Source organism: Cribrihabitans marinus (assembly GCF_900109035.1).
GTDB classification, from domain to species: domain Bacteria; phylum Pseudomonadota; class Alphaproteobacteria; order Rhodobacterales; family Rhodobacteraceae; genus Cribrihabitans; species Cribrihabitans marinus.
In genome coordinates this window covers 147070-164041 of the sequence record NZ_FNYD01000001.1, presented here as the reverse complement: position 1 = coordinate 164041, position 16972 = coordinate 147070, and the positions used below count along the sequence as shown (strand labels likewise).

At 67.4% G+C, this 16972-nt stretch carries 18 protein-coding genes; 11 read left to right on the top strand and 7 right to left on the bottom strand.

Annotated features, from left to right (window positions below; genetic code table 11):
- Positions 1–61 precede the first annotated feature (61 nt).
- The 7 genes from purS to BMX57_RS00765 all read left to right on the top strand — a co-directional run bounded on the left by purS (position 62) and on the right by BMX57_RS00765 (position 9096).
- Positions 62–292, top strand: coding sequence for a phosphoribosylformylglycinamidine synthase subunit PurS (purS, locus tag BMX57_RS00795; RefSeq protein ID WP_092361576.1), 231 nt, complete (start codon positions 62–64; stop codon positions 290–292).
- A 3-nt stretch (positions 293–295) separates the two neighbouring features.
- The gene (locus tag BMX57_RS00790; RefSeq protein ID WP_092361574.1) at positions 296–1339 is read left to right on the top strand and encodes a zinc-dependent alcohol dehydrogenase family protein; all 1044 of its coding nucleotides are present in this window, start codon (positions 296–298) and stop codon (positions 1337–1339) included.
- A 12-nt stretch (positions 1340–1351) separates the two neighbouring features.
- Positions 1352–2020: a phosphoribosylformylglycinamidine synthase subunit PurQ gene (gene purQ, locus BMX57_RS00785; protein WP_092361572.1), complete on the top strand. Its 669-nt coding sequence runs from the start codon at positions 1352–1354 to the stop codon at positions 2018–2020.
- A gap of 37 nt (positions 2021–2057) precedes the next feature.
- Complete coding sequence (locus BMX57_RS00780; protein WP_092361571.1) at positions 2058–3836, top strand: sensor histidine kinase; 1779 nt, start codon at positions 2058–2060, stop codon at positions 3834–3836.
- A gap of 15 nt (positions 3837–3851) precedes the next feature.
- Complete coding sequence (locus BMX57_RS00775; protein ID WP_092361570.1) at positions 3852–5186, top strand: sigma-54-dependent transcriptional regulator; 1335 nt, start codon at positions 3852–3854, stop codon at positions 5184–5186.
- Between the two features lie 3 nt (positions 5187–5189).
- A complete protein-coding gene (locus tag BMX57_RS00770; protein ID WP_092361569.1) occupies positions 5190–5999 on the top strand; it encodes an endonuclease/exonuclease/phosphatase family protein in 810 nt (269 codons plus the stop codon).
- A gap of 430 nt (positions 6000–6429) precedes the next feature.
- The gene (locus BMX57_RS00765) at positions 6430–9096 is read left to right on the top strand and encodes an Rne/Rng family ribonuclease (protein WP_092361567.1); all 2667 of its coding nucleotides are present in this window, start codon (positions 6430–6432) and stop codon (positions 9094–9096) included.
- A gap of 77 nt (positions 9097–9173) precedes the next feature.
- On the opposite strand, the gene BMX57_RS00760 is transcribed toward BMX57_RS00765, so the two are convergent.
- The 3 genes from BMX57_RS00760 to BMX57_RS00750 form a co-directional block, all read right to left on the bottom strand.
- Entirely contained in the window at positions 9174–9455 is a 282-nt protein-coding gene (locus BMX57_RS00760; RefSeq protein WP_092361565.1) for a type II toxin-antitoxin system RelE/ParE family toxin, read from the bottom strand.
- The gene (locus BMX57_RS00755) at positions 9452–9736 is read right to left on the bottom strand and encodes a CopG family ribbon-helix-helix protein (RefSeq protein ID WP_092361563.1); all 285 of its coding nucleotides are present in this window, start codon (positions 9734–9736) and stop codon (positions 9452–9454) included. The genes BMX57_RS00760 and BMX57_RS00755 overlap by 4 nt, the downstream gene beginning before the upstream one ends.
- Before the next feature lie 208 nt (positions 9737–9944).
- Positions 9945–10178 (bottom strand): sulfurtransferase TusA family protein, encoded by a 234-nt coding sequence (locus BMX57_RS00750; protein WP_092361548.1) that lies wholly within the window; start codon positions 10176–10178, stop codon positions 9945–9947.
- Between the two features lie 111 nt (positions 10179–10289).
- Here BMX57_RS00750 and BMX57_RS00745 point away from each other — a divergent pair, with 111 nt between their 5' ends.
- The 4 genes from BMX57_RS00745 to BMX57_RS00730 all read left to right on the top strand — a co-directional run bounded on the left by BMX57_RS00745 (position 10290) and on the right by BMX57_RS00730 (position 14736).
- Positions 10290–11042, top strand: coding sequence for a cytochrome c biogenesis CcdA family protein (locus BMX57_RS00745; RefSeq protein WP_092361546.1), 753 nt, complete (start codon positions 10290–10292; stop codon positions 11040–11042).
- Positions 11043–11189: 147 nt separating this feature from the next.
- The gene (locus BMX57_RS00740; RefSeq protein ID WP_092361544.1) at positions 11190–12425 is read left to right on the top strand and encodes a hypothetical protein; all 1236 of its coding nucleotides are present in this window, start codon (positions 11190–11192) and stop codon (positions 12423–12425) included.
- Positions 12422–13780 (top strand): cytochrome P450, encoded by a 1359-nt coding sequence (locus BMX57_RS00735; RefSeq protein ID WP_092361542.1) that lies wholly within the window; start codon positions 12422–12424, stop codon positions 13778–13780. Before BMX57_RS00740 ends, BMX57_RS00735 begins: the two co-directional genes overlap by 4 nt.
- Positions 13781–13848: 68 nt before the next feature.
- A complete protein-coding gene (locus BMX57_RS00730; RefSeq protein ID WP_092362187.1) occupies positions 13849–14736 on the top strand; it encodes a fructose bisphosphate aldolase in 888 nt (295 codons plus the stop codon).
- A gap of 2 nt (positions 14737–14738) precedes the next feature.
- Here the strand turns inward: BMX57_RS00730 and BMX57_RS00725 are convergent, their stop codons facing one another.
- The 4 genes from BMX57_RS00725 to BMX57_RS00710 form a co-directional block, all read right to left on the bottom strand.
- A complete protein-coding gene (locus BMX57_RS00725; protein WP_092361540.1) occupies positions 14739–15350 on the bottom strand; it encodes a DNA-3-methyladenine glycosylase I in 612 nt (203 codons plus the stop codon).
- Positions 15347–15571: a ribbon-helix-helix domain-containing protein gene (locus tag BMX57_RS00720; RefSeq protein ID WP_092361538.1), complete on the bottom strand. Its 225-nt coding sequence runs from the start codon at positions 15569–15571 to the stop codon at positions 15347–15349. The genes BMX57_RS00725 and BMX57_RS00720 overlap by 4 nt, the downstream gene beginning before the upstream one ends.
- Positions 15568–15744, bottom strand: coding sequence for a DUF4169 family protein (locus BMX57_RS00715; protein ID WP_092361536.1), 177 nt, complete (start codon positions 15742–15744; stop codon positions 15568–15570). The genes BMX57_RS00720 and BMX57_RS00715 overlap by 4 nt, the downstream gene beginning before the upstream one ends.
- A 75-nt stretch (positions 15745–15819) precedes the next feature.
- The gene (locus BMX57_RS00710) at positions 15820–16842 is read right to left on the bottom strand and encodes a Hint domain-containing protein (RefSeq protein ID WP_177175354.1); all 1023 of its coding nucleotides are present in this window, start codon (positions 16840–16842) and stop codon (positions 15820–15822) included.
- Positions 16843–16972: the final 130 nt, after the last annotated feature.

Sequence of the window (16972 nt, the reverse complement as noted above, 5' to 3'; positions counted from 1 at the left end):
GTATTTGTGAAAAGATGAAGCCCCGGGCGGGGTTTCGGAACGGAAGCGGGAAGCAGGCGAGATGAAGGCACGGGTGCATGTGATGTTGAAGACCGGGGTCCTGGACCCGCAGGGCGAGGCGGTGCGGCACGCGCTGACGGCGATGGGGTTCGACAAGGTCGAGGGCGTGCGCCAGGGCAAGGTGATCGACCTGGACCTGGCCGAGGGTGCGACGCAGGCGGACGTGGCCGAGATGTGCGAGAAGCTGCTCGCCAACACGGTGATCGAACGCTACGAGATCGAGATGGTCTGAACAATGCGCGCGGCCCGGCTTACCGCGTGGCGCCAGCCGCTGGACCTGACCAAGGTGGCGGATCCCGCCCCGGGGCCGGGCGGCGTGGTGCTGCGGGTCTTGGCCTGCGGGGTCTGCCGGTCGGACTGGCACGCCTGGACGGGGGCGGACCCCGACGTCGTGCTGCCGATGATCCCAGGCCATGAATTCTGTGGAGAGGTCGTTGCGGTCGGGCCGGGCGTCACCCGCTGGCGCGAGGGCGACCGGGTGATCGCACCCTTCATCCTGGCCTGCGGCCGCTGCGCCGATTGCGCCGCCGGGCACCAGACGATCTGTGGCGACCAGGCGGTGCCGGGGTTCACCCTGGACGGCGCGTTTGCCGAGCTTATCGCAGTGCCCTATGCCGACACCAATCTCACACCGCTGCCCGAGACGATGCCGCCCGAGATCGCGGCCGCCCTGGGATGCCGCGTGACCACCGCCTGGCAGGCACTGACCGGGCGGGCGCGGCTGCAGCCCGGTGAATGGCTGGCGGTGTTCGGAGGCGGCGGCGTGGGCCTGTCGGCGCTGCTTCTGGGCCGGGCGATGGGCGCGCGCGTGGTGGTGGTCGACGTGGTCGAGGACAAGCTGACCCATGCCGCGCGGCTGGGTGCCGATGCCGTGGTCAATGCCGCGCAGGGCGATGCCGCGCAGGCGGTGCGCGAGGCGACCGGCGGCGGCGCGGATGTGGCGGTCGAGGCGCTGGGGATCGAAGAGACTACCGTGGCCGCGATGCGCTCGCTGCGCAAGCTGGGGCGCATGGTCCAGATCGGGATGCCGGCGGGGGACCATGCCGCGATGACCCTGCCGATGGATGTGCTCTATTCCGGGCAGCTCACGCTGCAGGGCACGCGGGGCATGCCGTCCTGGCGCTATCCGTCGCTGCTGTCGCTGATCGCGGGCGGGCAGCTGGATCTCTCGCCGCTCGTCGACCGGACCATTCCCCTGTCGCAGGCCAGCGACGAGCTGGCTGCCTTCGACCGTCCCGCACCGCCCGGCGTGGCGGTCATCACCGATTTTCTGAACTAGGAGGGCCAGCAGATGCGCGCCGCCGTCATCGTTTTCCCCGGATCCAACTGCGACCGTGACCTGGCCGTGGCCTTCGGGCAGGCCGGGTTCTCCGTCGACATGGTCTGGCACAAGGACGACCGCCTGCCCGAGGGGGTGGACATCGTGGGCGTGCCGGGCGGCTTCTCCTATGGCGACTACCTGCGCTGCGGGGCGATTGCCGCGCGCTCGCCGGTGTGCAATGCGGTGGTCGAGCATGCCGAGCGCGGCGGCTATGTGCTGGGGGTCTGCAACGGCTTCCAGATCCTGACCGAGACCGGGATCCTGCCGGGGGCGCTGCTGCGCAATGCGGGGCTGAAATACATCTGCCGCACCGTCGGCCTGCGGGTCGAGACCGCCGACAGCGCCTTTACCGGCGGCTATGGCACGGGGGACGTGATCGACATCCCGATCGCGCATCACGACGGCAACTATTTCGCCGATGACGACACCCTGGCCCGGCTGCGCGGCGAGGACCGGGTGGCGTTCACCTACCAGGACAACCCCAACGGGTCGCGGGACGACATCGCCGGCATCCTGTCGGCCAACCGCCGCGTCCTGGGGATGATGCCGCATCCCGAGCGGGCCGCCGATCCCGGGCACGGGGGCAGCGACGGCACGGCAGTCTTCCGCGCATTGGCGGGCGTGCTGCAACCGGCGTGACTTGAGCGCGCGCGCGGCTCCGCGTAGCGTGGGCGGCATGAATTCGGACGATCCCGCGACAGACCCGCCGTCCCGCCGAGAGGAGCCTCCCGGCGCGACCTCCTGGCGGGTGCGGGTTGCGCTGATCGCGCTGATGCTGGTCGCCGGGGTCACCGTCTGGGTGACGAACCGCCTGCTGACCGACCGGTTCACCGAAAGCACCCGCAACCGCGCCGAGCTGCGGCTCACGCTCTATACCGGCAACCTGGTCAGCGAATTGCGCCGCAATGCCGTCGTGCCGCAGCTTCTGGCCCGCGACCCGACGCTGATCTCGGCCCTGCAGAGCCAGGACTTCTCGCGCTCGACCCAGCGGCTGATCTCCTTTGTCGAGGAAATCGGCGCGGCCTCGCTGATGCTGCTGGACCAGGACGGGCGCGTGGTGGCGGCGACAGACCGCAACCGGCTGGGCGAGCAGCACCGCTCGACCGCGTTCTTCGTCGAGCCGGTGCGCTCGAACGCCACGGTGTTTACCGTGCGCGAACTGGAGTCGGGCGCCTACAGCTTTGCCTATTCCCGGCGGCTCACCGATGGCGGCGGCCTGCTGGGCGTGATCGTCGTCGAGGTCGACCTGCAGAAATACGAACGCGCCTGGGCGGGCATCTCGGATGCGGTGATGGTGGCGGACAGCACCGGCACGATCATCCTGTCCACGGAGCCGCGCTGGCGCGGGTTGAGCGAGACCGAGGCCCTGCAGCGCGAACCGCCCCAGAGCGCAATCCAGCGCGCCATCCGCGCCACCGCCGACTGGACCGCGCTGCCGGCGGATGCCTATCTGCAGGGCGAGGCGGTGATGCGCATGGTGTCGCGGATTCCGTTCCGCGGCTGGCAGATGACCTCGTTCACCACCTATGCGCCGATCCGCGAACGGGTGAACAGCGTGCTGGCGCTGGAGATCATGGGTTTCGCGATTCTGCTGGCGCTGGCCTTCTATGCGCTCAGCCGGCGCACCGCGTTGCGCATGGCCCTGTTCCAGCGCGAGTCGGCAGAGCTTCGCGCATTGAACGCCCGGTTGCAGCGGGAAATCGCCGAACGCGAACGAATGCAGAAAACCCTGAAAGTGGCCGAGCAGACGCTGGAGCAGAGCTCGAAGCTTGCGGCCCTGGGCGAGATGTCGGCGGCGGTAAGCCACGAGCTGAACCAGCCGCTTGCCGCGATGAAGACCTACCTGGCCGGCGCGCGCCTGCTGCTGCGGCGCAACCGCTCCGAAGAGGCGCTGGCCAGCTTCGGCCGGATCGACGACCTGATCGAGCGGATGGGCGCGATCACGCGGCAGCTGAAATCCTATGCCCGCAAGGGGGCCGACACGTTTTCGCCTGTAAACATGGGCGATGCGCTGGCCGCGTCGCTGGCGATGATGGAGCCGCAGCTGCGTCAGCGCGAGGTCAAGATCAACACCTATCTGCCTGAAAACCCGGTGCTGGTGATGGGCGACCGGATGCGCATCGAGCAGGTGATGATCAACCTGCTGCGCAATGCGCTCGACGCCACCAAGTCGGTGGACGACCCCACTGTCGAGGTCATTCTGGCCGCCGGCGAGACCGCGACGCTGACGGTGCGGGACAATGGTGGCGGGGTCGAGGATCTCGACGGTCTCTTCGAGCCGTTTTACACGACCAAGCAGCCCGGTGACGGCGTCGGATTGGGGCTTGCCATCTCGTCGGGGATCGTCAACGACCACGGCGGCCGCCTGACGGCACGCAACGGACAGGCCGGGGGGGCGGTGTTCGAGATGCAACTGCCTATATTGGAAGATGGCGGCGTCGAAGCCGCGGAATAACGAAAGGTGTCCGAGATGGCACAGGCTATGAAAATCGCGATCGTCGATGACGAGCAGGACATGCGGCAGTCGATCAGCCAGTGGCTGGCGCTGTCGGGATACGACACCGAGACATTCGCCAGCGCCGAGGACGCGCTCAAGACCCTGGGGCCGGATTACCCGGGTATCGTGATCTCGGACATCAAGATGCCGGGCATGGACGGGATCCAGTTCCTTAAAAAGCTCATGGGCAGCGACAGCACCCTGCCGGTGATCATGATCACCGGCCACGGGGATGTGCCGATGGCGGTCGAGGCGATGCGCGTGGGCGCGTTCGACTTCCTGGAAAAACCGTTCAATCCCGACCGGATGTCGGAACTGGCCAAGAAGGCCTCGACCATGCGGCGGCTGACGCTGGACAACCGGGCGCTGCGGCGCGAGTTGAGCGATGGCACCCAGCTGATGAAGAAGCTGATCGGCGCCAGCCCGGTGATGGAGCGCCTGCGCGAGGACATCCTGGACCTGGGCCAGGCCGACGGCCATGTCCTGATCGACGGCGAGACCGGCACAGGCAAGACGCTTGTGGCGCATGCGTTGCACGCGGTGGGCAGCCGGGCGGGCAAGAAATTCGTCCTGATCTCCTGCGCCGCGCTGGAGGAGGAGGCGCTCTCCAAGCGTCTCTTCGGCCCGATGCGCCCCGAGGACACCGAGCTGCCCGCCATCGAGGAGGCGCGCGGCGGCACGCTGGTGCTGGAGGATATCGAGGCGCTGAGCGACACGCTGCAGGCCAAGCTCCTGAGCGTGATGAACGAGCAGGGCACGCCCGCCGAAACCCGGATCGTGGCGATCTCGAACCTGCAGGAGGCCGGCAAGACCTGCGAGGACGTGCTGCGCCCCGACCTGTTCTATCGTCTGGCCGCGCTCAGGATCACAATGCCGCCGCTGCGCCAGCGGGGCGAGGACATCCTGACGCTTTTCACCCGGCTGTCGGAGCAGTTTGCCGACGAATACGGCTGCGATGCACCGCAGGTCAGCGCCCAGGAGGCCGCGCAGCTGCTGCAGGCGCCGTGGCCGGGCAATGTGCGCCAGCTGATCAACATCGCCGAACGCGCGGTGCTTCAGGCGCGGCGCGGCTCGGGGACGATCGCCTCGCTGCTGATGTCCGATCACGAGGACATGCAGCCGGTGATGACCACCGAGGGCAAACCGCTCAAGGAATATGTCGAGGCGTTCGAACGGATGCTGATCGACAACACCATGCGCCGCCACAAGGGCTCGATCGCCGCGGTGATGGACGAGCTGTGCCTGCCGCGCCGGACCCTGAACGAGAAGATGGCCAAATACGGGCTGCAGCGGTCGGATTACGTCTGACCCGTGCGCCTGGTCTCGCTCAACGCGTGGGGCGGCAAGGTCTGGCCCACGCTGCGCGACTGGGTGGCCGATCAGGCCCCCGACATCCTGTGCCTGCAGGAGGTCACGCGCGCGCCTGCGGCCGGCCCCGACTGGCTGATTTACCGCGATGCGGATCGCGAGCTGTGGCAGCGCGCCGATCTCTTTGGCGACATTTCGCGCTGTCTGCCGCGCCACCAGGCCTGGTTCAGCCCGGCCACCCGCGGCCATCTGGTCGACACCGAGGGTGGGCGCCATGTCTCGGAACACGGGCTGGCGCTCTGGTGCCGGGGCGATCTGGCGATGACCGAGCAATCGTCGGCTTTCGTGCATGGCGCCTATCGCGGCAATGGCTGGGGGCCGCAGCCTGTGCCGCGCACCATGCAGATGGCGCGGATCCACGATCCCGATGCCGGCGCCGGGCTGGTGGTCGCGCATTTTCACGGGTTGCGCGATCCCTCGGGCAAGGGCGACACGACGGCCCGGCTGGCGCAGTCCGAGGCCGTGATGCGGAGGCTCGAGGTGTTTCGGCGGCCCGGGGAGCCCACCGTTCTGGCGGGCGACTTCAACCTCACGCCGGACACGGCCGGTTTCCGGGCCTTGCTGGTTGGCGGGCTGGTCGATCTGGTGACCACGGGCGGTCATGCCGATACGCGGACCACACTCTATCCCAAGCCGGTGCGGCTGGCCGATTACATGCTGGTATCGCCACAGCTGCGCCTGCGCGCCTTCGACGTGCCAGCGCGGCCCGAGATGTCCGACCATCGGCCATTGGTCCTCGAATTCGGCCTCTGATCCGGCGGCGCCTCGCGTGGGCGCGTTTTCGCCATTGTGTTTCACAGGGCACTGCCATTATGTTGATCGAACGGGCCGGTCCCCGCGACCTTTGAGCGCCCAAGTGAGAGATTCGCTGCCTTGCCGCAGCTGGAAAACCCAACTGGCAGGGCAGACCGATTGCGTCCCGCAATGCGGGGCACGAGAGCGCCTTCGCCCGGAGCGATCCGGATGAAAGGAACAAATGGGCAGGCGACGGGTGCAAGCGCCCCGCCTGTCGGAGAAGAACCGCGATGACGCGCGCGCACAGATCGAGTGTTCGGGCAGGGAGGGCACAGCCCCGACCCTGTTTCGCCGCGTCCACAATCGCACAGACAAGACACCTGTATCGACACGCCGCTCCGCCCGGAGGCGGGCGATCTGTGCCGAATACCTGGTGCAGCAAGGACTTATGGCTAAGAAAATGCTCATTGACGCCACCCACGCGGAAGAGACCCGCGTCGTGGTGGTGGACGGCAACAAGGTCGAGGAATTCGACTTTGAATCCGAGAACAAGCGCCAGCTAGCTGGCAACATCTATCTCGCGAAAGTGACGCGCGTCGAGCCGTCGCTGCAGGCGGCCTTTGTGGACTATGGCGGCAACCGCCACGGGTTCCTCGCGTTCTCCGAGATCCATCCCGACTACTACCAGATCCCGGTCGCCGACCGCGAGGCGCTGATGGAGGAAGAACGCGCCTATGCCGAGGCGCAGAAGGCCCGGGACGAGGCCGAGGAGGGCGGCGGCAAGCGCAAGCCGCGTCGCCGGTCGCGCGGCAAGGCCCAGGACCTGTCCAGCGACGACCCGATCGAGACGCGCGACGTCGACGGTGAGATCACCGGGATGGAGACCATCGACCTGGACGCCGAGGGTTCCGGCGACGACGTGCCCGAGGGCACGTCGCCGATCGAGCGCGTCGAGGAGACCCCGGTCGAAGAGCCGCTGGACACCGACGAGAACGCTGAAACCGATTCCCGCGACGAGGCCGAGGACGACAAACACACCGACGCCGCAACCCGCGACGACGACATCGAATCCGTCGCCGACGAGGATGACAGCGAGGATATCCGCCCGGCGCGCAAGCCGCGTCCGCGCAAGTACAAGATCCAGGAGGTCGTCAAGGTCCGCCAGGTGATGCTGGTGCAGGTGGTCAAGGAAGAACGCGGCAACAAGGGCGCGGCTCTGACCACCTATCTCAGCCTCGCCGGCCGGTATTGCGTGCTGATGCCCAACACCGCCCGTGGCGGCGGGATCAGCCGCAAGATCACCAACGCCGCCGACCGCAAGAAGCTCAAGGAGATCGCGGGCACGATGGACGTGCCGCGCGGCGCGGGCCTGATCGTGCGCACCGCGGGGGCCAAGCGGACGAAGGCCGAGATCAAGCGCGACTACGAATACCTGCAGCGACTGTGGGAACAGATCCGCGAGCTGACGCTGAAATCCATCGCGCCGGCCAAGATCTACGAGGAAGGCGACCTGATCAAACGCTCGATCCGCGACCTCTACAACCGCGACATCGACGAGGTTCTGGTCGAGGGGGATGGCGGCTACCGCATCGCCAAGGACTTCATGAAGATGATCATGCCGTCCCATGCCAAGAACGTGCGGCGCTACGAGGATGCGCTGCCGCTGTTTGCGCGCTACCAGGTGGAAAGCTACCTTGCGGGGATGTTCAACCCGACCGTGCAGCTGAAATCCGGCGGCTACATCGTGATCGGCGTGACCGAGGCACTGGTGGCGATCGACGTGAACTCGGGCCGGGCCACCAAGGAAGGCTCGATCGAGGAAACCGCGCTCAAGACCAATCTGGAAGCGTCCGAGGAGGTGGCCCGCCAGCTGCGCCTGCGCGACCTGGCCGGTCTGATCGTGATCGACTTCATCGACATGGACGAGCGCAAGAACAACAACGCGGTGGAAAAGCGCCTCAAGGACAAGCTCAAGACCGACCGCGCCCGGATCCAGGTGGGCCGCATTTCGGGCTTCGGCCTGCTGGAGATGTCGCGCCAGCGCCTGCGCCCCGGCATGATCGAGGCGACGACGCAGCCGTGCCCGGCCTGTCACGGCACCGGCCTGATCCGGTCCGACGACAACATGGCGCTGAGCATCCTGCGCCAGATCGAGGAGGAGGGCACCCGCCGCCGCTCGCGCGAGGTGCTGGTGCGCTGCCCGGTCAGCATCGCCAATTTCCTGATGAACCAGAAGCGTGAGCACGTGGCGCAGATCGAGGCGCGCTATGGCCTGTCGGTGCGGATCGAGGGCGATACGCATCTGGTCAGCCCGGATTTCTCGATGGAGAAGTTCAAGACCGCCAGCCGCGCCGTGCCGGTGGCCACCGCGCCGGTGGTGTCGGTGGATGCCTCGCTGATGGACCAGGTGGACGCCTCGGATCCCGAGGAAGAGATCGAAGAGGAAGCGCCCGAGGCGCCCGGAGCTGCGGTGGAGACGGACGAGACCGAGCCGAAGCCCAAGCGCAAGCGTCGTCGCCGCAGGCGGCGGCGCGGCAGCGGCAACGGCGACACGGCCGACGGCCAGGGCGACAACGGGTCCGAGGACGCCGTGGCGGCCGAGGCCACCAGCGGTGCCGATGTGACCGAGCAGACCGAAGCAGCCGTGGTAGAGGCGCCGGCCGAGACCGAGGAAACCGGCGAGGCTGCCAAGCCGAAGCCAAAGCGCACCCGGACGCGCAAGAAAGCCGCCGACCCCGCGCCGGAGCCGGCTGCGGACGCGGCCGCGGACGAGGCGGCCAGCGAGGCGGCACCGGATCCCGTCGGCGCCGACGCGCCCGAGGAGAAGCCCAAGCGCAAGCGCGCGCCGCGCAGCCGCAAGAAGAAGGAAGAGCCGGTCGAGCCCGTTGCGGCCCAGGAGGCGGAGAGCGCCGATGCGCCGCCGGCCGAACCGGTTCAGCCCGATCCCGAACCGCAGCCGGAAACGGTGGCGGCGGCCGAACCGCCCCGGCCCGAGCCGGCCCCCGCGCCGACGCCGGAACCCGAGGCCGAACCCGAGCCGGCCATGACCGCCGAGGCGGAACCGGCCAAGCCGGCCAAGCCCAAGAAACGCGGCTGGTGGTCGCTGGGACGATAAGCGGAAGGCGGGCCTCGGGCCCAGCCCCGACGGCAAGTGTTGAAAGCGGCGCCAAATTGAGCGCCGCTTTTCCCGCATCAATAACCAGTGCTTTGCCTGGTATCCCAGAGACGCAAAATCTCAATTCGGGTCGATGCCACGCGGTAAATGAGCGTGAACGGTGTCCGAGGGATCGAGAGTTCGCGCATGTTTTCGCAAGCATCGCTTGGGTGACCGGCATAGGGGTTGGCCGCCAGCGTATTCTGGATGGCTTTCAAGTGATCACGGGCTTTTGCGCTGCCTTCAGGAAAGACGGACCGGTAGTGGTAGCGGAACCATTGGATGTCCCGCGTCGTATCTTCGAGGAATACGATCTTCACGCGCTGTCGGGCGTGATGTCGGCTTTCGGGACGGGAACCTCATCCTCAGTGTCCCAAGAGTCGATCCAGTCATTCATCGTCTCGGCGGAAATGAACTTCCCCTGATCTGCCTGTTCCAGAGCAGCCTCAACAGCTGCACGCTTTGCGGCCTTGGCTTCCAGCATTGAGCGAATGGCACGCACCGCGAGCTGAGTGGGCGGTCGATCTTCGATCTCCGCTTCGCGCTCGAGCGATTGCCTGAGCTCGTCGTCAAGACGAATTGAGTAAGGTGCGGTACCCAATGCTTAGCCCTTTCGCCTGCTCTGTAATACAATGTAATACAAACTCGAACGAGGCATAAGGTGCAACCAGAGAAGCGCCCGAAGATTTCCTCGACACTTGAAGCCCTGAATTGGCAAACCCCGCTGAGCAATCAGCGGGGTTATCAACAACTACCGCCAGAGGCTGGACCTCGGGACCGCCTTTTTCGATCCGGGGCGTTCTGACCGCTCAGCCGCCCTTTCGAATCACATAGACGTGGTGACCGTCGCCCTCGGCCCGATCCAGCAGGGCATGTCCGGCCTCGGTGCAGAAATGCGGGATGTCCACGATCGCTGCAGGATCGTCGGCCAGCACCCGCAGGAGCGCGCCATCGGGCAGCGCCTTGAGACGCTTGCGCGCCTTGAGGACGGGCAGGGGGCACAGCAGCCCCAGCGCGTCGAGTGTCTCGCCTTGCTCGCTCATGGGGGCGGGATATTCCGCCGCCGGCAACTTGTCCAGCGGTGCGGCCGCAGCACGGGGATGTGACCGCCGTGCCAGTGACCTTGCCCGTGCGATCGCCTATAGGCTGACTCCATGTTCGGAATTGAGATCATCGACGCAGGGCTGATCCCTGCCATGACTGTGGCGTTGCTGGCCGGGGTCATCAGTTTTCTCAGCCCCTGCGTGCTGCCCATCGTTCCGCCCTATCTTGCCTATATGAGCGGTGTGACCATCGGCGAGATCCAGGGCGTGTCGCGGGCAAGACGCAAGGCGATCGTGGCGGCGCTGTTCTTCGTGCTGGGCCTGTCGACGGTGTTCCTGTTCCTGGGCTTCACAGCCTCGGCCTTGGGCGCGTTCTTCTTGCAGAACCAGGTGCTGTTCGCGCGCATCTCGGGCGCGGTCGTGATCGTGTTCGGGCTGCATTTTCTCGGCGTCTTCCGCATCCCGATCCTGGACCGCGAGGCACGGATGGAGGCCGGACAATCGGGCGGCTCAGCCTTTGGCGCCTATATCCTCGGCCTGGCCTTCGCCTTTGGCTGGACGCCTTGCCTCGGCCCGCAACTGGGCGCGATCCTGTCGCTGGCGGCATCGGAGGCGTCGGTCACCCGGGGAACGCTTCTGCTGGCCATCTACGCGGCCGGGATGGGGATTCCCTTCATTCTGGCGGCGGTGTTCCTGACCGGTTCCATGAGGTTGATGAACCGGCTCAAGCGGCACATGAACCTGATCGAGAAGGTCATGGGCGGCCTGCTGGTCGTGGTCGGGGTGATGCTGGTCGCGGGGCTGTTCTCGGCCTTCTCCTGGTGGCTTTTGGAGACCTTTCCCGGGCTTGCGGTCCTCGGCTGAGCCCGACAAGGGGGCTGTCCGCCCCCTCTTGCCCCGGACCATGTCCGGGGCAATTCACCTCCGAAGGTATTTTCGGCCGGATGTCGCGGCGGATCCTTCTCAGCCGGCCGGTTGCGCGCTAGGCTTGCGCCGATAAGAGGTCGAGCCATGAGCAGTGCGCCCCCCGACACCAGCGTTCGCCGCCGCCGGGTGTTCTACATCCCGGGCTATGACCCGTTCCCGCCGCGCCGCTACCGCGAACTCTATCGCCGGGAAGGGGCCGAGCAGGCGCGGATTTCGGGCTATGAGCTGACGGTATCGGCAAGCGCGGACGGGACGTCGGGGTGGCGGGTCTCGTCGCAACAGGACGGGCAGCGGGTCGAGGCGGATTTCGAGGTTCTGGTCTGGTCGGATATCGTGCAGCACAGCATGTCGGCCACGATCCCGGGCACCTATCTTCAGCTGTTGCGCACGGCCGCCACCTATATCGGCACCGGGGCGCTGTGGCGGCTGATGCGGCTCAGGAAGGGGCCGGTGATCGCCGCGCTCTATCCGGTGGGCTTCCTGCTGCTGCAATTGCTGCTGGCCCTGGCCGTTGCGGGGGGCGGCGTGGCCCTGGGTTTGCTGCTGGAGCCCTGGGCGGGGCTGGCGGGCCGGGTTCTGGCCGGACTCGCGGGGCTTGCGGCGGCCTGGTGGGTGCTACGCGCGTTCCGGCGGCTCGACGGGCGGTTCTTTGCCCACTACCTGATGCATGACTATGCCCATACCGCCCGCGACAAAGGCGCCTATCCGGCCGAGCTGGAGGCGCGGCTGGCAGCGTTTCGTGCGCGGATCCGGGCCGCCTTGGCGTCCGAGGTGGACGAGGTTCTGGTGGTGGGGCACAGCTCGGGCGCACATCTGGGCATCTCGGTCCTGGCCGATCTGATGCGCGAGGTGCGCGCACCCGAAGCCGGCCCGGCACTGTCCCTGCTGACCTTGGGACAGGTCGTGCCGATGGTCTCCTTCCTGCCCGAGGCCCGACGGCTGCGCGCCGATCTGCACCTGCTGAGCCGGCGCGACGACCTCACATGGGTGGATGTCTCGGCGCCCGGTGACGGGTGCTGCTTTGCATTGTGCGACCCGGTGGCGGTGTCGGGGGTCGCCCCGCGCGAGAAACGCTGGCCGCTGGTGATTTCGGCGGCGTTCACGCACACGCTCAGCCGCGAGCGGCGTGCGGCGCTGCGCTGGCGGTTCTTCCGGCTGCATTTCCAGTATCTCTGCGCCTTCGACCGCCCCGGCGACTATGACTATTTCCGCATCACCGCGGGGCCCGGCACGCTGGCCGTGCGCTATGCCGGGCGGGGGCCGTCGCGCTCGCGGATCGAGCGCAGCCTGTCGAAATACACCGACCGGGCCGCCGCGTGACGCCGCCCAAGCCCGACCCGCGCCCCGATCGCGTCTCGCTCTGGCGGTATCTGCGGCTGTTCCGGCGCGATATCCTGTCGGCCCAGCCCGCGCGGCTCTACCGCGCCTGGATGGCCGAGTTCCGGACGCCGCTGTTCCGCTCCTACCTGGTCAACCAGCCGGATCTGGTGATGGAGGTGCTCAGGGCCAGCACCGACCGATTTCCCAAGTCCGACAGGATCGGCGAGGGGCTGCGGCCGCTTCTGGGCAACTCGGTGTTCCTCAGCAATGGCGCGACCTGGGCCCGGCAGCGGCGGATCATCGACCCGGCCTTCGAGGGCGGACGCCTGCGGCACAGCCACGATGCCATGCGCGCCGCGGCCGAGGCCTGCGCCGCGCGGCTGGCCGGGAAGGTCGGTGAAGCGGTCGAGATCGAGCAGGTGACGAGCCACGCGACGGCGGACGTGATCTTTCGCACGCTGTTCTCGGTGCCGATCGAGCATGAGATCGCGGCGCAGGTGTTCGACCGGTTCCGCGCCCATCAACGCGCGCAGCCGATCCTGAACCTGGCGGCCTTTGTGCCCCTGCCGCGCTGGATGCCGCGGTTCCATTCCCGCGCGACCCGCAGGAGCGCGGGGGAGATCCGCGCACTGATCCGGCGGCTGACGGCCGACCGGCAGGCGGAGATCGCGGCCGGCACCGCGCCGGACGACCTGGCGACCAAGATCATGACGACCGCCGATCCGGAAACGGGCGCGCGGTTCGAGACATCGGAGATGGTCGACCAGGTGGCGATCTTTTTCCTGGCCGGGCACGAGACCAGCGCCTCGGCGCTGGCCTGGGCGCTCTACCTTCTTGCGCTCTACCCCGATTGGCAGGACCGGCTGGCCGCAGAGGCCGCAGAGGCCGCAGCGGCGCAGGAGGAGGGCATTGCCGGGCTGTCCCATCTGCGCATGACCCGCGACGTGTTCCGCGAGGCGCTGCGGCTCTACCCGCCCGTGCCGATGATGGTGCGCGAGGCGACACGGCCCGAGCGCTTCCGCGGGCGGGACGTGCCGAGGGGTGCGCAGATCGTGCTGAGCCCCTGGCACCTGCATCGCCATGAACGGCTGTGGGACCGGCCCGACGCCTTCGACCCCGCGCGATGGCAGACCGAAAACGGCCGCCAGTGCCAGCGCGAGGCCTTCATCCCGTTCTCGGCGGGCAAGCGGGTCTGTCCCGGGGCGGGCTTTGCCATGGCCGAGGCGGTGCTGATCCTGTCGACGCTCCTGCGGCGTTACCGATTCGAACCGGTGCCCGGCCGCGCCCCGGTGCCGGTGGCGCATCTGACGGTGCGTGCGCGCGACGGAATCTGGCTGCGCGTGGTTGAGCGCTAACAACCTACCATCGACCCGAGGCTTGCGGTATGCGGTGGCAAACGGGAATCAACGAACGGGAGTCGGACATGTCCAAGGCCAGCCAACGCGAACAGATCGAGACCGGGGCGGGCTTCATCGCCGCGCTGGACCAGAGCGGCGGATCGACCCCCAAGGCGCTGGCGCTCTACGGTGTCGGGGACTCGGATTATTCCTCCGACGAGGAGATGTTCGCCGAGGTGCAGCGGATGCGCGAGCGGATCATCCTGTGCGACGCGTTCAACCGCGACAAGGTGATCGGCGCCATCCTGTTCGAACGCACGCTGGACGAAGAGATCGAGGGGCGCAAGGTCGCCGACTACCTCTGGTCGCAGAAGGGGATCGTGCCGTTTCTCAAGACCGACAAGGGGCTTGAGGACACGGCCGACGGCGTGCAGATGATGAAGCCGGTTCCGGGTCTGGGATCGACCCTGGCGCGGGCCGCCGAGATGGGGATCTTCGGGACCAAGGCACGCTCGGTGATCCACGAATGCAACGCGGTGGGCATCGCCGCGGTTGTGGGTCAGCAATTCGACGAGGCCCGCAAGGTGCTGGGCGCCGGGCTGGTGCCGATCATCGAGCCCGAGGTCAGCATCAAGTCGCAGACCAAGGCCGAGGCCGAGGCGCGGCTGCGCGACGAGATCCTCAGTCAGCTTGAAGAGCTCGACGCCGGGCAGGAGGTCATGCTGAAGCTGACTCTGCCCGACGAGGCCGGGCTTTACGACGAACTGGCCGATCATCCCCGCGTCCTGCGGGTCGTGGCCCTGTCGGGCGGCTATTCCACCGACGAGGCCTGCGCGCTTCTGGCCAGGAACGACAAGATGACCGCCTCGTTCTCGCGGGCGCTGACCGAGGGGTTGACCAAGCAGATGTCGGATGCCGAATTCGCCGAGGCCCTGAGCACGAATATCGGCAAGATCCACCGCGCCTCGGTCTGAGGTCAGGGGGCGGGGCGCACGAAGTCCCGCCGCGCGGCCGAAACCTGCGCGCGCAGAATGCAGCCGGTCGCGTGATCGTTGATCAGGCCCATCGACTGCATGAAGGCGAAGATCGTGGTCGGGCCGACAAAGCGCCAGCCCCGCGCCTTGAGATCCTTGGCCATGGCCTCGGATTCGGGGCTGGTCGTCCGGCTTTGCGGCGCCGGCAGGATGGCCGGATCGGGTTCATACCGCCAGACATAGGCGGCGAAGGAGCCGTTCTGGGCGATCAGGTCGGGCAGGCGCCGGGCGTTGCCGATCACCGCCTCGATCTTGCCGCGATGCCGGATGATGGCGCGGTCCTGCAGCAACCGCTCGACATCCGAGGCATCCATCGCCGCGACGCGCTGCGGGTCGAAGCCATGAAAGGCGGCGCGGAAGGCGGGGCGCTTGTTGAGGATGGTGCGCCAGCTCAATCCCGACTGAAAGCTCTCCAGGCACAGTTTCTCGAAGAGGCGTCGATCATCGGCCACGGGCCAGCCCCATTCGCGGTCGTGGTAGCCGAAGAACTCCGGGATCGTCCCGCACCAGCCGCAGCGTGGCCGCCCGTCCGGGCCAGTGACCGTTGCGCTCATGGCCGCGCCTGCCGCACACGGTTCAGCACATAGACCCTGATGGCCGAAGCCAACCCGGTGCCGGGATCCCGGGCGACATCAATTTCGGCTGCCAAAGCGTTGATTGGAATGTCTTTCTCTTGGGCGATCCGCCGGAATTCCTGCCAGAATTCGTCTTCCAGTGAGACGCTGGTGCGGTGGCCCTTGAGCGTCAGCGATCGTTTGACCGGCGCGCCGCTCACGGCTCGATCTCGTGCCCGTCGAGATCGCGCCGGGCCTTTTCGGCACGGGCCTTGTCCAGCGATTTGCCGGCCTTGCTGCGGCCGTGCTTTGCCGCGTTCTTGTCGGCGCGGGCCTTGCGCGCCGACCGTTCGGCGGTTTTGCGCGCCTTGCGCAGATTGATCACCTTGGCCATGCGGATCCTCTTGGCGGTCCCTCGAACCGGTTGGGGAATCCTAGGACGCCGGCAGGGGTGCGGCAAGCCCGGGTGTCAGCGCGCCAGGATGCCGGCCTCGCGCACCGAGACGGTGGGATAGCTGTGAAACCCGTGGGTGGTGAGGTAGGGAAACAGGCTCTGCAATTCGTGGCGTGCCTGCGGTGTCATCGACCGCATGGCCCAGGCGCCAGGGTCCAGACTTTCGGCCTCGATGCCGTCGGCGCACAGGATTTCGTGCCGCTCGAGCAGGAGATGGATGTAGTCCACCCCGTCGCGGGGCGTGTCGACCCGGATGGAGCGCCCGTTCACCAGCCCCTTGGCGGGCGCCAGCACCGCAGGTTCGCCGAACAGCAGCTCGGCATGGGCCGAACGGGCGAGAACCCGGTGCTGCGGCGAGAGCCAGCTGCGCCGTTCGGGCATGTTCGGACCCAGCGCGCCCGGCTCGAACAGGATCGGGCGCAGATCGGGCCTGTGGCGGAGTTCCCCGGCCGTGACCTGGCGCCGGAACACCCATTTGAGCGGCTGCAAGCCACTGTCGCGGGTGCGCACCAAGTCGCCGGCCCGCAGGTCCCGGGCCGGTCGCGGCCCGGTCGCGGTCTCGATCAGGCAGCCGCCGGTAAAGCAGATCGCCCCGGTGGGTTCCGTATAGGTCGGATCGTTCGAAGGCACGGTGTTGCTGGTGGTGAAGCTGTATGTGACCCCGGGTTCCAGCGGCAGCGACGGCAGATACCCCACCAGATCGCCGTTTCCGGCCCGCGAGAACGGATCTGAGTCCATCTCGATGCGATAGAGGGTGATCGTCGGGCTGCCGGGGGCGGTCAGCGTGTATTGCTCTTCGGAATAGACGTTGAAGTTGGGGCCGCCGAGCGTACTGCCATCGGCGAATTCGGCAAATCCGAATTGGTTGGTGTCGTTGCCGTCCTCATTCCGGTTCAGGTCGCCGTCGAGAACGTTGTCATCGTCGGTCACGGTCAGGATGACGTCGTTGTCGCCGGTATAGCCCGGCACCAGGCGGACCGTCCCGCCGGAAAAGACCAGATCACTGGCCAAGTAAAGTTCATACTCGGTAACCGGCATCGCACCCATTCCACTTTGTCTGACCAAAGACGGCTAGACCGGAATCCTGTCAAATTCGTGTCGCTGCCGTGGGGAAACCGTGCGTTTGCCCAGCCGTGGCCGCCCGGTTCGGCACCGGGCGGCCATAGCT

Excerpts from the sequence above, each read along its gene's own strand:
- purS (WP_092361576.1), top strand. The coding sequence starts at position 62 with ATGAAGGCACGGGTGCATGTGATGTTGAAGACCGGGGTCCTGGACCCG.
- BMX57_RS00790 (WP_092361574.1), top strand. The coding sequence starts at position 296 with ATGCGCGCGGCCCGGCTTACCGCGTGGCGCCAGCCGCTGGACCTGACC.
- purQ (WP_092361572.1), top strand. The coding sequence starts at position 1,352 with ATGCGCGCCGCCGTCATCGTTTTCCCCGGATCCAACTGCGACCGTGAC.
- BMX57_RS00780 (WP_092361571.1), top strand. The coding sequence starts at position 2,058 with ATGAATTCGGACGATCCCGCGACAGACCCGCCGTCCCGCCGAGAGGAG.
- BMX57_RS00775 (WP_092361570.1), top strand. The coding sequence starts at position 3,852 with ATGGCACAGGCTATGAAAATCGCGATCGTCGATGACGAGCAGGACATG.
- BMX57_RS00765 (WP_092361567.1), top strand. The coding sequence starts at position 6,430 with ATGGCTAAGAAAATGCTCATTGACGCCACCCACGCGGAAGAGACCCGC.
- BMX57_RS00750 (WP_092361548.1), bottom strand. The coding sequence starts at position 10,178 with ATGAGCGAGCAAGGCGAGACACTCGACGCGCTGGGGCTGCTGTGCCCC.
- BMX57_RS00745 (WP_092361546.1), top strand. The coding sequence starts at position 10,290 with ATGTTCGGAATTGAGATCATCGACGCAGGGCTGATCCCTGCCATGACT.
- BMX57_RS00740 (WP_092361544.1), top strand. The coding sequence starts at position 11,190 with ATGAGCAGTGCGCCCCCCGACACCAGCGTTCGCCGCCGCCGGGTGTTC.
- BMX57_RS00730 (WP_092362187.1), top strand. The coding sequence starts at position 13,849 with ATGTCCAAGGCCAGCCAACGCGAACAGATCGAGACCGGGGCGGGCTTC.
- BMX57_RS00725 (WP_092361540.1), bottom strand. The coding sequence starts at position 15,350 with ATGAGCGCAACGGTCACTGGCCCGGACGGGCGGCCACGCTGCGGCTGG.
- BMX57_RS00715 (WP_092361536.1), bottom strand. The coding sequence starts at position 15,744 with ATGGCCAAGGTGATCAATCTGCGCAAGGCGCGCAAAACCGCCGAACGG.
- BMX57_RS00710 (WP_177175354.1), bottom strand. The coding sequence starts at position 16,842 with ATGCCGGTTACCGAGTATGAACTTTACTTGGCCAGTGATCTGGTCTTT.